The sequence below is a fragment of the Pseudomonas sp. BNK-44-b genome, assembly GCF_047456245.1.
In the GTDB taxonomy this organism is placed as follows: Bacteria; Pseudomonadota; Gammaproteobacteria; order Pseudomonadales; family Pseudomonadaceae; genus Aquipseudomonas; species Aquipseudomonas machongensis.
On record NZ_CP179908.1, the window covers coordinates 1,920,960 to 1,936,964 of the forward strand.

At 68.2% G+C, this 16,005-nt stretch carries 1 protein-coding gene; it reads left to right on the forward strand.

All coding sequences use genetic code 11. The annotated features are described in order from the left end of the window. Nucleotides 1-521 precede the first annotated feature (521 nt). Complete coding sequence (locus ACMGGG_RS08865; RefSeq protein ID WP_414155296.1) at nt 522-16,004, forward strand: non-ribosomal peptide synthetase; 15,483 nt, start codon at nt 522-524, stop codon at nt 16,002-16,004. The last annotated feature ends 1 nt before the right edge of the window (nt 16,005 follow it).

Here is a 16,005-nt window from a genome sequence, read left to right on the forward strand (position 1 = left end):
CAATTAATAGGACGAATGAGAATCAAAAACCTGAAGCCTCAAATGCAAGCAAATGTTTCAATCCCCCACCCCTCCCGCTCTTGCTCTTGCCCTTGCTTCTAAGCGCGCGATATCCCAGCCACCACTCATCGCGACCTCAGGAGGCCGAGCAGAGGCGTCTGTAGGGCCCTGGCGCGCAGCGCCCTTCGGCGTCCCGCCGAAGTCGCGAGAAGTAGACTTGCGCAGCAAGTCGGAGACCGCGAAGGCCCGGAAGGCGCCGGCGCGAGGGAACCCCGGAGCGCAGCGCAGGGGCCGTATGTGGGAGCAGGCGGTTTTTGCCTACTTTTTTCCAAGAAAAAAAGTAGGTCGCCGTAAGGGCGAAAAGGTGACTCCGCGTCGCTACCCAAATCGGATATTCACGCGCCTCGAGCACCACCCAGCGCCCCCAAACACCCCCAAAAACCTAACTTTTTGCAAGATGTATCCGTTTCGTAGGGATAGCCGGGCCCCGCCCGATACCCCACTCGTACGGAAGCAATCTGATGAATCCCGAGAAGTCCCTGCAACTGGCCCGCCGTTTCATTGAACTGCCGCTGGAAAAGCGCCGCGTGTTCCTCGAGACCCTGGCCAAGGAGGGCATCGACTTTTCCCAGTTCCCCATCCCCGCCGGTGTCGAGGCCCCAGACCGCCAGGCGCTGTCCTACGCCCAGCAACGCATGTGGGTGCTCTGGCAGATGGCCCCCCAGAGCGGCGCCTACAACCTCCCAGGCGCCGTACGCCTGCTAGGTCAACTGGACGCCGCCGCCCTGGAGCAGGCCTTCGCCACCGTACTGGCCCGTCACCAAAGCCTGACGACCGTCTTCGAACCCCAGGCCGATGATCGCCTGGAGCAGGCCCATCGCCCGCTCACCCGCGTGAACATCGAGCGCGTCGACCTGCGCAATCTCGCCGCCGACCAGCGTGAGGCACAGGTTCGTGCCGAAGCCGAAACCGAGTCGCTACGCCCGTTCGACCTCGCGCACGGACCACTGCTGCGGGTGCGCCTGCTGCACCTTGATGCGCAGGAGCACGTACTGCTGCTGACCCTGCACCACATCGTTTCCGACGGCTGGTCGATGAATGTGCTGATCGATGAGTTCAGCCGCGCCTATGACGCCTTTGCTGCAGGCCAGGCACCGCAGTTGCCAGCACTGCCCATCCAGTACGTCGACTACGCCCTGTGGCAGCGCCGCTGGCTCGAAGCGGGCGAGATGGAGCGCCAGTTGCAGTACTGGCAGGCCCAGCTGGGCGAGGAGCAGCCGGTGCTGGAGCTGCCGCTGGACCACGCCCGCCCGGCCACCCCCAGCTTCAGCGGCAGCCGCCAGTCATTCCCGCTCGACGCGGCACTGACCGAGCAAGTGCGCGGTTTTGCCCGCCAGCACAACCTGTCGCTGTTCATGGTCCTGCTCGCCAGCTTCGGCATGCTGCTGCAACGCTACACCGGCCAATGCGACCTGCGCATCGGCAGCCCGGTGGCCAACCGCAACCGCGCCGAGGTCGAAGGGCTGATCGGGCTGTTCGTCAACACCCAGGTACTGCGCCTGCAGCCACAAGCGCAACAGGACGTGCTGGCCTATCTGCAAGCGGTACGTCAGACCGTGCTGGGCGCCCAGGCGCACCAGGACCTGCCGTTCGAGCGCCTGGTCGAGGCGCTCAAGGTCGAGCGCAGCCTCAGCCACGCACCGCTGTTCCAGGTGATGTACAACCACCAGCCGCAGGTCGCCGACCTGACCACCGTCACCCTGGCGTCCGGCCTGCAACTGGCGCCGCTGCAATGGCGCAGCCGCACCACCCAGTTCGACCTCAGCCTCGACACCTACGAGCAAGGTGGGGTGCTGCACGCAGCCTTCACCTATGCCAGCGACCTGTTCGATGCCGCCACCATCGAGCGCATGGCCCGGCACTGGCAGGCCTTGCTGCGGGGCCTGGTCGAGCAGCCACAGCAAGCGCTGTGGCAGGTGCCGATGCTCGATGACGCCAGCCTTGCCACCGTGCTTCAGGACTGGAACGCCACCGCCCGTGACTACCCGCTCGAACGCCCGGTGCACCAGTTGTTCGAAGACCAGGCACGCCGCGCGCCGCAGGCCACGGCCCTGGTGTTTGGCGAGCACGCGCTCAGCTACGCCCAGCTCGACGCCCGCGCCAACCAGTTGGCCCACTACCTGCGCGCCCAGGGTGCCCGGGGCGACAGCCTGGTCGGCATCAGCGTGCAGCGCAGCGTCGAAATGGTGGTGGGGCTGCTGGGCATCCTCAAGGCCGGTGCTGCGTATGTGCCGCTGGATCCGGAGTACCCCGCAGAACGCCTGGCCTACATGATCGAGGACAGTGGCATCGACCTGCTGCTGACCCAGCAGGCACTGCTCGACAGCCTGCCGCTGCCCCAGGGCGTGCAGTGCGTGGCGCTCGACCGGTTGCCGTTGGACGAGCAGCCCACCAGTGCCCCGAGGGTGGATATCGACCCCGAGCAACTGGCCTACGTCATCTACACCTCCGGCTCGACCGGGCGGCCGAAGGGCGCTGGCAACAGCCATAGGGCCCTGGCCAACCGCCTGCACTGGATGCAGGAGGCCTACGCCATCGGCGCCGACGACACCGTGTTGCAGAAGACGCCCTTCAGTTTCGACGTGTCGGTGTGGGAGTTCTTCTGGCCGCTGATGACCGGCGCGCGCCTGGCAGTGGCCGCGCCGGGTGAACATCGTGACCCGGCGCGCTTGATCGAGACCATTCGCCGCTTCCAGGTCAGCACCCTGCATTTCGTGCCTTCGATGCTCCAGGCGTTCATCCACGAGCCGGGTGTCGAAGCCTGCAGCAGCCTGCGACGTATCGTCTGCAGCGGTGAGGCCCTGCCGGTGGATGCCCAGTTGCAGGTGTTTGCCCGCCTGCCGGGCGCAGCCCTCTACAACCTGTATGGCCCGACCGAGGCAGCCATCGACGTCACCCATTGGACCTGCCGCGACGAAGGTCGCGACAGCGTACCGATCGGCCAGCCGATCGCCAACCTGCGCACCTACGTGCTCGACGCCGGCCTCGAGCCGGTTGCCCCCGGTGTTTCCGGCGAGCTTTATCTGGGGGGTGTCGGCCTGGCCCGAGGCTACCATCGCCGTCCGAGCCTGACGGCCGAGCGCTTCGTCGCCGATCCTTTCGTGTCTGGCCAGCGCCTGTACCGCACCGGCGACCGTGTGCGCCAGCGCAACGATGGCGTGATCGAATACCTCGGCCGCTTCGACCATCAGGTGAAGATTCGCGGCCTGCGCATCGAGCTGGGCGAGATCGAGGCGCGCCTGGCCCAGCATGAGTGGGTGCGTGAGGCCGTGGTGCTGGCGTTGGACGGCAAGCAGCTGGTGGCCTACCTGGTGCTCAACGAACAGCCCGATGGCTGGCAGCAGGGGCTCAAGGACTGGCTGTTGCAGGCGCTGCCCGAGTTCATGGTGCCCACCCACCTGATGCCGCTCGAGCGCCTGCCGCTGACGCCCAACGGCAAGCTCGACCGCAAGGCGCTGCCGCAGCCCGATGCGGCGCCACGCGGCGCCTACGTGGCCGCGCAAACGCCGGTGCAGCAGATCCTCGCGCAGGTCTGGAGCGAGGTGCTCGGGGTCGAACAGGTCGGCCTGGACGACAACTTCTTCGAACTGGGCGGCGACTCGATCATCGCCATCCAGGTGGTCAGTCGCGCCCGGCGCCAAGGCTTGCAGTTCAGCCCGCGTGACCTGTTCCAGTTCCAGACCCTGCGCGGCCTGGCTGGCGCTGCCGGGCGTGCGACGCAGGTGCAGGCCGAGCAGGGCGCGGTGCAGGGCCCGGCGCTGCTGACCCCCATCCAGCGCGCCTTCTTCGAGCAGGCGGTGCCTGCACGGGCGCACTGGAACCAGTCGCTGCTGCTGACGCCACGCCAGGCTCTGGATGGCACTCGCCTGCAGCAGGCGCTGGTGCGTCTGGTCGAGCAACATGACGCCCTGCGCCTGCGCTTCCAGTTGCGCGATGGCCACTGGCAAGCCGAGCACGGTGCGCTGCCCGCCGGGCTGCTGCGCGAAGAGACGGCCGCCGATGCCCAGGCGCTGGCGACGCTCTGCGACGCCACCCAGCGCAGCCTCGACCTGGCCGACGGGCCGCTGCTGCGCGCGGTACTGGTGCAAATGGCCGATGGCAGCCAGCGCGTGCTGCTGGTGATCCACCACCTGGTGGTCGACGGCGTGTCCTGGCGCGTACTGCTCGAAGACTTGCAGCACGCCTACACACAACAGGCGCTGCCCGCCAAGACCAGCGCCTGGCAGGCCTGGGCCGCGCGGCTGCCTGCGCTGGCCGCGCAGCAGGCCGGCGAGCTGGACTACTGGCGCGCCCAGCGAGTCGAGCATGACCTGCCGTGCGACATGCCCCAGGGCGCCGCGCTCAACCGCCATGGCCGCACCCTGGAAACGCGCCTGGACGCCGAGCTGACCCGTCAGTTGCTGCACGTTGCCCCGGCCGCCTACCGCACCCAGATCAACGACCTGCTGCTGACCGCGCTGGCTCGGGTGGTCGTGCGCTGGAGCGCGCAGCAAGCGGTACTGGTGCAGCTGGAAGGGCATGGTCGCGAAGAGGTGTTCGAGGATGTCGACCTGTCGCGCACCGTGGGCTGGTTCACCACGCTGTTCCCCGTGCGCCTGAGCGTCAGTGACGATGTGGGCGCCTCGATCAAGGCGGTCAAGGAGCAGTTGCGCGCGGTGCCGGGCAAGGGGCTGGGCTACGGCCTGCTGCGCTACCTGGGCGATGAGGCCCAGCGCCAGGCGCTCGGCCAGGTCACGCCTGCGCGCATCACCTTCAACTACCTGGGGCAGTTCGACCAGCAGTTCGATGCCCAGGCCCTCTGGGCGCCCGCCACCGAGCGCAGCGGCCAGGCCCAGGATCCCGAGGCCCCCTTGGCCAACTGGCTGACCCTGGAAAGCCAGGTCTATGCCGGCGAGCTGTCGCTGCGCTGGGGCTACAGCGGCCAGATGTACCATGACGCCACCATCGAAGGCCTGGCCCAGGCCTACAGCGACGAGCTGGCGCAACTGATCGCCCACTGCCTGCAAACCCCAGCCGGCCAGGCGACGCCGTCCGACTTCCCGCTCGCACGCATCGACCAGGCGCAGCTCGACGCGCTGCCGGTCGATGCCAGCGCTATCGAAGCGCTCTATCCGCTGTCGCCGATGCAGCAGGGCATGTTCTTCCACGCCCAGTACGAGCCCGAGGCCGGTGCCTACATCAACCAGCTGCGCCTGGATATCCAGGGGCTGGAGCCCGCGCGCTTGCGTCAGGCCTGGAGCGAGGCGATGGCGCGCCACGAGATCCTGCGCGCCAGCGTGCATTGGGAAGGCTTGAGCGAGGCGCAGCTGTTGGTGCAGCGCCATCTCGACCTGCCGCTGCAGGTGCTGGAAGGCGTGCACGACCTCGATGCCCTGGCCGCCGGCGAACGCCTTCGCGGCTTCGATCTGCGCCAGGCACCGCTGTTCCGCCTGCAGCTGGTGGCGCAGCAGGGCGGTGGCTGGCACCTGATCTACACCAGCCATCACATCCTCATGGATGGCTGGAGCAATGCCAGCCTGCTGGCCCAGGTGATCCAGACCTACGCCGGGCAACCGGTGGCTGCCGCCAGCGGGCGTTTAAGCGACTACCTGGGCTGGTTGCAACGCCAGCCCGTGGACGCCGGCGAGCGCTTCTGGAAGGCCGCATTGGCGCCGTTGCAGGGGCCGACCTTGCTGGCCTCGGCGTTGCGTCGCGCGCAAGGGCAGGGCAGTGGCGAGCGCTTGCATGTATTCGACGGTGCCTTCGCCGAGCGCCTGGGGCAGTTCGCCCGCCAGCGCAAAGTCACCCTCAACACCCTGTTCCAGGCGGCCTGGGGCCTGGTATTGCAACGTCACACCGGCCAGGCCTGCGTGGCGTTCGGCGCAACCGTCAGTGGGCGTTCGGCGCCATTGCCGGGGATCGAGGAGCAGTTGGGGTTGTTCATCAATACCCTGCCGGTCCTGTACAGCGCAGCACCTGGCCAGTCGGTCGGCGAGGCGCTGGAAACGCTGCAGGCGTTCAACCTCGACCTGCGCGAGTTCGAGCATGTGCCGCTGTACAAGGTCCAGGGCTGGGCCGGCCAACAGGGCGGCGTGCTGTTCGACACCTTGATGGTGTTCGAGAACTTCCCGGTGGCCGAGGCCCTGCGTGATGGCGCGCCGGCCGGGTTGCAGGTGGGTGCGCTGCGCAATCACGAGCGCACCCATTACCCGTTGACCCTTGGCATCGAGCTGGGCGCGCGATTGAGCGTGGAGTTCGCCTACGACCTGGCACACTTCGATGCTGCGCAGGTCGAGCAGTTGTGCGCCGCTTTCTGCCAGGCGCTCGAGCAGATGATCGAGCAACCCTCGGCCGCGCTGGGCAGCCTGCGCCTGCTGGATGACAACGCGCAGCAGGCGGTGTTGGCGCACAGCCAGGGCGAAGCGATCGACCTGTCTGCCACACCGCTGGTGCACCAGCGCATCGCCGCCCAGGCCGCGCGCAGCCCCGACGCTCTTGCCGTGTCGTGCGAGGGCCATTCGCTCAGCCATGGCCAACTCAATCGCCAGGCCAACCGCCTGGCGCACCTGCTCATCGCCCAGGGCATGGGCCCGGGCAAACGTATCGGCCTGGCCCTGCGCCGCAGCCCGCAACTGATCGTCAGCCTGCTGGCCGTGCTCAAGAGTGGCGCAGCCTACGTGCCGCTCGACCCGGCCTACCCGGATGAGCGCCTGCGCTACATGATCGAAGACAGCCAGCTCGACTTGCTGCTGTGCGACGACGGCCTGTTGCAGGGCCTGAGCCTGCCACCCGAGGTGCCGCGCCTGGTGACCGGCGAGCTGGCGCTGGAGGTGCAGCCCGAGCATGACCCGCTCGTGCAGCCTCACGCCCAGGACCTGGCGTACGTGATCTACACCTCCGGTTCCACCGGCCGGCCCAAGGGCGTCGCCATCAGCCATGCCGCCCTGCGCGAGTTCTGCCAGAGCGGCGCGCAGTATTCGCACCTGGGCGCCAACGACCGCGTGCTGCAGTTCGCCACCTTCAGCTTCGACGGCTTCGTCGAGCAGTGCTATCCACCGCTGGCCCTGGGGGCGGCGCTGGTGATGCGGGGCGAGGCGCTGTGGGATGTGCAGCAGTTGGCCGAGCACATCGTGCAGCACAAGGTCACCTTGGCCGACCTGCCAGCGGCCTACTGGTACCTGCTGGCCAAAGAGTGCGCCGCGCAGCCGGGCCGCGGCCTGGGCGCACTGCGCCAGGTGCACGTCGGCGGCGAGGCGATGTCGGTGGAAGGGCTGCGCCTCTGGCACGCTGCGGGCCTTGGCGAGGTCGCGCTGATCAACACCTATGGCCCGACCGAGGCCACCGTGGTCTCGAGCGTGCATGCCTGCCGCCTGGGCGATGCCAGCGACAGCCACGGCGTGCCGATTGGCCGGGCCATTGCTGGCCGCGCCCTCTATGTGCTCGACGGTGCTGGCGAGCTGTTGCCGGCCGGCGCGGTCGGTGAACTGTGCATCGCCGCCCCGGCCTGTCTGGCCCAGCAGTATTACCAGCGTCCGGGCCTGACGGCCGAACGCTTCCTGCCCGACCCGTTCGCCCGCGAGCCGGGCGCACGGCTTTATCGCAGTGGCGACCTGGCCTGCTACAACGCCGAAGGGGCACTGGAGTATGTCGGGCGAATCGATCACCAGGTGAAGATTCGCGGCATGCGCATCGAAATGGGCGAGATCGAAGCCTGCCTGCAGGCCCAGCCGGGGGTGCGGGCTGCTGCGCTGATCGCCCAGGCGACTGGCCAGGGGGCGCAGTTGGTGGCCTTCGTCGTGCCGGTTGCCAGCGAGGCAGTGCAGGGCGATGCGCGCACGGCCTTCGTCGCCGCGCTGCGCGACGCGTTGCGCCAGTCGCTGCCGGAGTTCATGGTGCCGGCGCACCTCGTGGTGTTGGAGCAATTGCCACTGAACAACAACGGCAAGCTCGACCGCGCAGCCTTGCCACTGCCCGAGGCGGACGCGAGCAGCGCTGCCTATATCGCCCCGCGCAATGCCTTGCAGGCGGCGCTGGCGGACATCTGGGCCCAGGTGCTGGACGTGCCGCAGATCGGCCTGGCCGATCATTTCTTCGAGCGTGGCGGGCATTCGCTGCTGGCCATGCAGGTGGTGGTGCGCATTCGCCAGCAATTGCAACGCGAGGTGCCGGTGCGGGTGCTGTTCCAGGCGCCGGTGCTGGAGGCGTTCGCCGAGGCCTGCCAGGCCCAGGCCGCTGAGGCGGGGCCTGCGTTGGTCAGTGTGGGCCATGACCGGCCGCTGGCGTTGTCGTACGCCCAGGAGCGCCAGTGGTTCCTGTGGCAACTGGAGCCGCACAGTGCGTCCTATCACATTCCGGCGGCGCTGCGCTTGCGCGGCGTGCTCGATCGCGACGCCCTGGCGCGCAGCGTGCAGGACCTGGTGGATCGCCATGCCTCGCTGCGCACCGCGTTCGTCGAAGAGGACGGCGAGGTCCGTCAGGTCATCGCCCCGGCGCTGACCTTCGCGATCGACTACCAGGCCATGGAGGCGCAGGCCGACGAGGCGGCCATCCGCCGTGAAGTGCAACGCGAGATTCGCCGTCCGTTCGACCTGTTCCAGGCGCCGTTGCTGCGGGTTCGCGTGCTGGTGCTGGGCGAACAGGACCATGTGTTGGTGATGACCCAGCACCACATCGTCTCCGACGGCTGGTCGATGCAACTCTTGGTCGAGCAGTGGCAGGCGCGTTACCTCGCCCATTGCCGTGGCGAGGCCGCGGCGCTCGAGCCCCTGGCCTTGCAGTACGCCGACTTCGCCCAGTGGCAGCGCCAATGGCTGGAGGCGGGCGAGGGCGCTCGGCAACTGGCCTACTGGCGCGAGCAACTGGGCGACGAGCAACCCGTGCTGGAGCTGCCGTTCGACCGCCCGCGGCCTGCCGAGCAGAGCCAGCGCGGCGCGCGCCTCGACCTGAGCCTGGCCGAGCCGCTGGTGGCAGCGCTGCGCGAGCAGGCCAGCGCCCAGGGCGTGACCCTGTTCGTCTACCTGTTGGCCTCGTTCCAGGCTTTGCTGCACCGCTACAGCGGCCAGTCCGATATCCGCGTCGGCGTACCGGTGGCCAACCGCACCCGGGCCGAGACCGAGTCGATGGTCGGCTTCTTCGTCAACACCCAGGTGCTGCGGGCCCAGGTCGATGACGCAGCCGGTTTCGATCAACTGCTGCAACAGGTACGCCAGGCCGTGCTCGGCGCCCAGGCCCACCAGGACCTGCCGTTCGAGCAACTGGTCGACGCCTTGCAGCCCCAGCGCAGCCTGAGCTACAGCCCGCTGTTCCAGGTCATGCACAACCATCAGGTGACGCCTGCCACCGCGACCTCCCTGCAAGGCCTGACGCTCGAACCGCTCAGCTGGGACAGCGGCACCGCGCAGTTCGACCTGAGCCTGGACACCACCGAGGTGGAGGCACGCATCGAAGTGTCGCTGACCTACGCCACCGACCTGTTCGACCACGCCACCATCGAGCGCCTGGCCGACCATTGGCAGCACCTGCTGCAGGCCGTGGTGCACGACCCGCAGTGCCCGGTGGCGCGGCTGCCGCTGCTGGCCGCCGATGAACAGCAGCGCATGCTTGAGGCGTGGAATTCGGCAGCGCTGCCGCCGGTGACCCACGCCAGCCTGCACGGTCTGATCCAGGCCCGCGCCGCGCAGGCCCCCGAGGCCCTGGCGCTGATCTGCGGCGCGCGTGAGCTGAGCTACCGCGAGCTCGACACGCAGGCCAACCGCCTGGCCCATCGCCTGCGCGCCCTGGGTGTCGGTCCGGAAGTGCGGGTGGGCGTGGCACTGCCGCGCAGCGCCGAACTGGTGGTGGCCCTGCTGGCGGTGCTCAAGGCCGGTGGCGCCTATGTGCCGCTGGACCTGGCCTACCCGCGCGAGCGCCTGGCGCACATGCTCGGCGACAGCCAGGCACACCTGCTGCTGACCCAGGCCGATCAGGCCGCGCAATTGGCGTCGGTGATCAGCGAAGGCCAGTCGCTGCTGTTGCTCGATGACGACCCGCAGTTGGCGCTGCAACCGACCCATGCGCCGGTCCAGCATGACGATGCCGAGCACCTGGCGTACGTGATCTACACCTCCGGCTCCACCGGCCTGCCCAAGGGCGTGGCGATCACCCATGGCAATGCCGTGGCGCTGGTGCGCTGGGCCCAGGGGCTGTACAGCCAGGACGACCTGCAAGGCGTGCTGGCGAGCACCTCGATCTGCTTCGACCTGTCGGTCTGGGAGCTGTTCGTGACCCTGGCCGGTGGCGGTCATTTCATCCTCGCCGACAACGCCCTGGCGCTGCCGGAGCTGCCCGCGCGCGAGCGCGTGACCCTTATCAACACCGTGCCGTCGGCGATTGCCGCGCTGCTGCAGGCCGGGGCGATTCCGCCCAGTGTGCGCACCATCAACCTGGCGGGCGAACCGCTGAAACAGTCGCTGGTCGATGCGCTGTATGCGCTGCCGGGTATCGAGCGCGTGCACGACCTCTACGGGCCGTCCGAAGACACCACCTATTCGACCTGCGTGCTGCGCCAGGCCAACGGCCGGGCCAGCATTGGCCGGCCGCTGCCGGGCACCGCCGCCTATGTGCTGGATGGCCACCTGCAGCCGCAGCCGGTGGGTGTGGCGGGCGAGCTGTACCTGGCCGGCGAGGGCCTGGCGCGCGGTTACCTGCGTCGGCCAGGGCTGAGTGCCGAGCGCTTCGTCGCCGACCCGTTCACCGGTGAAGGCGGGCGCATGTACCGCACCGGCGACCTGGTGCGTTACCGCGAAGACGCGTCGATCGAATACCTGGGGCGTATCGACCATCAGGTCAAGGTGCGTGGTTTCCGTATCGAGCTGGGAGAGATCGAGGCACGCCTGCTGGCGCACCCCGAGGTGCGTGAAGTGGCGGTGGTCGCCCGTCAGGGCGAACTGGGTACGCAACTGGTGGGCTATGTCGCTGCTGCGGGATTGCGCGATGATGCCGAGCCGCTCAAGGCCTGGCTCAAGCAGACCCTGCCGGACTACATGGTGCCGACCCACTGGCTGTTCCTTGAACGCCTGCCGCTGACGCCGAATGGCAAGCTTGACCGCAAAGCACTGCCGGCGCCGCAGGCAACTGCCCCGGCGCGCCAGGTGGCGCCGCGCAGCGTGCTGGAAAAACGCCTGGTGGCGATCTGGGAGGAAGTCTTGAAGGTTTCGCCGATTGGCGTGACCGACAACTTCTTCGAGCTGGGCGGCGATTCGATCATTTCGATCCAGGTGGTCAGCCGGGCGCGTCAGGTGGGCATCCGCTTCACGCCCAAGGCGCTGTTCCAGCACCAGACCGTCCAAGGGCTGGCGACCGTGGCCCAGGAAGGCGAGGGCGTGCAACTGATCGAGCAGGGCCCGCTAACTGGCGAGATGCCGCTTTTGCCGATCCAGCAAGCGTTCTTCGACACCGATATCCCCGAGCGTCACCACTGGAACCAGTCGGTGCTGCTCAAGCCGGCCCAGCCGCTGCACGCGGGTTACCTGGAGCAGGCATTGCAGGCGCTGGTCGCGCACCACGATGCGCTGCGCCTGAGCTTCACCGAAAGCGAGACCGGCTGGCAGGCGCATTACCGTCCGCTCGGCGAGCAGCCGACTGAGCTGCTGTGGCAGCGCACCCTGAACACTGCCGACGAACTGGAAGCCCTGGCCGAATCGGCCCAGCGCAGCCTGTCGCTGGGCGATGGCCCGCTGCTGCGCGCCGTGCTGGCCGATCTGCCGGACGGCAGCCAGCGCCTGTTGCTGGTGATCCACCACCTGGCGGTGGACGGCGTGTCGTGGCGCATCCTGTTCGAAGACCTGCAACTGGCCTTCGAGCAACTGAGCAGCGGCAAGCCCCTGGCCCTGCCGGGCAAGACCAGCTCGCAGCGCGACTGGGCCGAGCAATTGCGTCGTTACGCCACCGAGCATAGCGCTGAGCTGGGCTACTGGCAGCAACGCCTACAGGGCGCCGCCGATTTGCCGTGTGCCGCACCAACGGCGGTGCTGGACAACGCCCATGCGGCGATGGTCCATACGCGCCTGGACAAAACCACGACCCAGCGCCTGTTGCAGGAAGCGCCCGCCGCCTATCGCACCCAGGTCAACGATCTGCTGCTGACTGCCCTGGCCCGCACCCTGTGCCGCTGGAGCGGGCAGGGCAGCGTGCTGGTGGAGCTCGAAGGCCATGGCCGTGAAGAACTGGCCGAGCACCTCGACCTGACCCGTACCGTGGGCTGGTTCACCAGCGTCTTCCCGGTGTGCCTGACCCCGGCCGAAGCGCTGGGCGACTCGCTCAAGCAGATCAAGGAGCAGTTGCGCAGCGTGCCCAACAAAGGTCTGGGCTTCGGCGCCTTGCGCCGCTTCGCTGATGCCGCGACCCGTGAAGCGCTGCAGGCCTTGCCGGTGGCGCGGGTGACCTTCAACTACCTGGGCCAGTTCGATGGCAGCTTCCAGTCCGACGATGGCGCGCTGTTCAGCCCGAGCGGCGAGGCCAGTGGCGCCGAGCAGAGCGCCCAGGCGCCGCTGGCCAACTGGCTGGGCATCAACGGCCAGGTGTACGACGGCGAACTGGACCTGAGCTGGACCTACAGCACACAGATGTTCGACCACGCCACCCTGCAAGCCCTGGCCCGCGATTTCGCCGAGCAGTTGCAGGTCCTGGTCGAGCATTGCTGCCAGCCTGGCCAAGCAGGCGTGACACCTTCGGACTTCCCGCTCTACCCGCTGGCCCAGGCGCAACTGGATGCGCTGCCGGTCGCTGCGCGGCAGATTGAAGACATCGTGCCATTGTCGCCGATGCAGCAGGGCATGCTGTTCCACAGCCTGTACCAGCAGGACGCCAGCGACTACGTGAACCAGATGCGGGTGGACATCGACGGCCTGGACCCGGCGCGTTTCCGCGAGGCCTGGCAGCAGGCGTTGGACGCCCACGACAGCCTGCGCAGCGTCTTCCTCTGGCAGGGCGATGTCGAGCGGCCGCTGCAACTGGTGCACAAGCAGGTCGAGGTGCCGTTCCGCGTGCTCGACCTGCGCGGCAACCAGGACCTGGCCGCCGCCCTCGATCGCCTGGCGGCCGAGGAACAGGCCCAGGGCTTCGACCTTGCCCGCGCGCCGCTGCTGCGCCTGGTGCTGGTGCGTACTGCTGATGAGCGTCACCATCTGATCTACACCCATCACCACATCCTGCTCGACGGCTGGAGCAATTCGCAGCTGCTGGGTGAGGTGCTGCAGCGCTACGCCGCGCGCCGCGAGGTTGGCCATGTCGGGCGTTACCGCGACTACCTGGCCTGGCTGCAGGCCCAGGATGCCGGGCTGAGCGAGCGTTTCTGGACCGAGCAACTGAGTGTGCTCGAGGCCCCGACCCGACTGGCCCAGGCCTTCGTGCGCCGCGAAGCCGTGGCGCAAGCGCCGTTTGGCGATCACTACCAGCAGTTCGATGCCGCATTCACCCAGCGCCTGGGCGAGTTGGCGCGCCGTCACAAGGTGACCGTCAATACCCTGCTGCAGGGCGCCTGGCTGATCCTCCTGCAGCGCTACACCGGCCAGCAGGCGCTGTGCTTCGGCGCCACGGTTTCGGGGCGTCCGGCGGAGATCGTCGGTATCGAGCGCCAGGTCGGGCTGTTCATCAACACCCTGCCGGTGGTGGCGCAGGTGCGTGCCGAGCAGGCACTGGGCGAATGGCTTGCCGAGTTGCAGCAGCACAACCTGGCCCTGCGCGAGCACGAGCACACCGCGCTGTACGATATCCAGCGCTGGGCCGGGCAGGGCGGCGAGGCGCTGTTCGACACCCTGGTGGTGTTCGAGAACTACCCGGTGGCAGAGGCCCTGCGCCAGGCCGAGGTGCCCGCCCTGGGCTTCGGCGCCATCGACAGCCACGAGCGCACCAACTACCCGCTGACCCTGGCCATAGCTCTGGAGCAGACCCTGCAGGTGCACTACAGCTACCTGCGCGAAGCGTTCGACGATGCGCGCATCGTGCAGGTCGCCGGGCACCTGCGCCAGGTCCTCGAGCAACTGCTCGAGGCGGCTCCAGGCCAGGCCATCGGTGCGCTGGAGCTGATCACCGGGCAGGAGCGTGCGCAACTGGTGGAGCAGTGGAATCACGTCGATGCACGCTTCGATTCGCCTCGTGCAGTGCACCAGCTGTTCGAGGCCCAGGCGCAGCGCACGCCGGACGCGGTGGCGGTGTTGTTCGGCGAGCAGCAAATGAGTTATGCCGAACTCGACCAGCAGGCCAACCGCCTGGCCCATGGCTTGATCGAGGCAGGGCTGGGCGCCGAGGCGCTGGTGGGGGTGGCGCTGGAGCGTGGCCCGCAGATGTTGGTTGCGTTGCTGGCGGTGCTCAAGGCCGGCGCGGCCTATGTGCCGCTCGACCCGGAGTACCCCGAAGAGCGCCTGGCCTACCTCATGCAGGACTCGCGCATGGCGTTGTTGCTCACCCATTCGCAGTTGCTGGCGCGCCTGCCTGCCGCGCAAACCGTGGCGACCTTGTGCATCGACCAACTGGCCAGCGCCTCGCTGCCGAGCAGCGCGCCGCAGCGCCCGGTGCACGCCGAGGGCCTGGCGTACGTGATCTACACCTCCGGCTCCACCGGCCAGCCCAAGGGCGTTGCCGTGGCCCATGGCCCGTTGGCCATGCACTGCCTGGCGATCGGTGAGCGCTACGCCATGAGCGCACGCGACTGCGAGCTGCACTTCATGTCGTTCGCCTTCGACGGTGCCCATGAACGCTGGCTGACCTGCCTGTTGCACGGCGGCCGCCTGCTGATTCGCGATCCGCAACTGTGGACCGCCGAGCAGGCCTGCGCGGCCATGCACCGGCATGGCGTCACCGTCGCTGCATTCCCGCCGGTATACCTGCAGCAGCTGGCCGAACACGTGCGCGAGCACGGCAACCCGCCGCCGGTGCGCATCTACTGCTTCGGTGGCGACGCGGTGCCGGAAGCCGCGTTCGAGCTGGTCAAGGCCGTGCTTGCGCCCGAGCACATCATCAATGGCTATGGCCCGACCGAAACCGTGGTCACCCCGCTGATCTGGAAAGCCGATCGCGCCGAACGTTGCCAGGCAGCCTATGCGCCGATCGGCAGCCGCATCGGCAACCGCAGTGCCTACGTGCTCGACGACTCGGCGGCGCTGCTGCCCCAGGGTGTCGCGGGCGAGCTGTACCTCGGCGGCACCGGGGTGGCGCGCGGCTACCTGCACCGCCCCTCGCTCACCGCCGAGCGCTTCGTGCCGGACCCTTACGGTGTGCCGGGCGCGCGCCTGTACCGCAGTGGCGACCTGGTGCGTCAGCGCGCCGATGGTGTGGTCGACTACCTGGGACGGGTCGATCACCAGGTCAAGATCCGCGGCTTCCGCATCGAACTGGGTGAGATCGAGGCGCGCCTGCAGGCCCAGGATGGCGTGCGTGAAGCGGTGGTGCTGGCCCGCCCTGGCGTCGGTGGCCCGCAACTGGTGGGCTACGTGCTGGCCAGCGCGCAAGGCCTGGCGCTCGGCGAGGCTAAATTGCGCGAGCAGCTCAACGTTCGTCTTAAGGAGACACTGCCGGGTTACATGGTCCCCACCTATCTGGTCTTCCTCGACGCACTGCCCCTGACACCCAACGGCAAGCTGGACCGCAAGGCCCTGCCGGCCCCGGATGCCAGCCTGATGCAACGCGACTACCGCGCGCCGCAAGGCGAGCTGGAAAGCGCCATCGCCGATATCTGGGCTGCGGTGCTGAAGGTCGACCGCTTGGGGCGTGACGACAACTTCTTCGAACTGGGCGGGCATTCGCTGCTGGCGACACAAGCCACGGCAGCCGCACAGGCGCAACTGCAGGTACAGGTGCCACTGGAACTGATCTTCCAGGCCGACGACCTGCAGGGCTATGCACAAGCGCTGGAAGGGTTACGGACCACCGATCTCGAGCAGGATCTGAGCGATATGCATGACTTCCTCACCGAGTTGGAGACGAACTGAG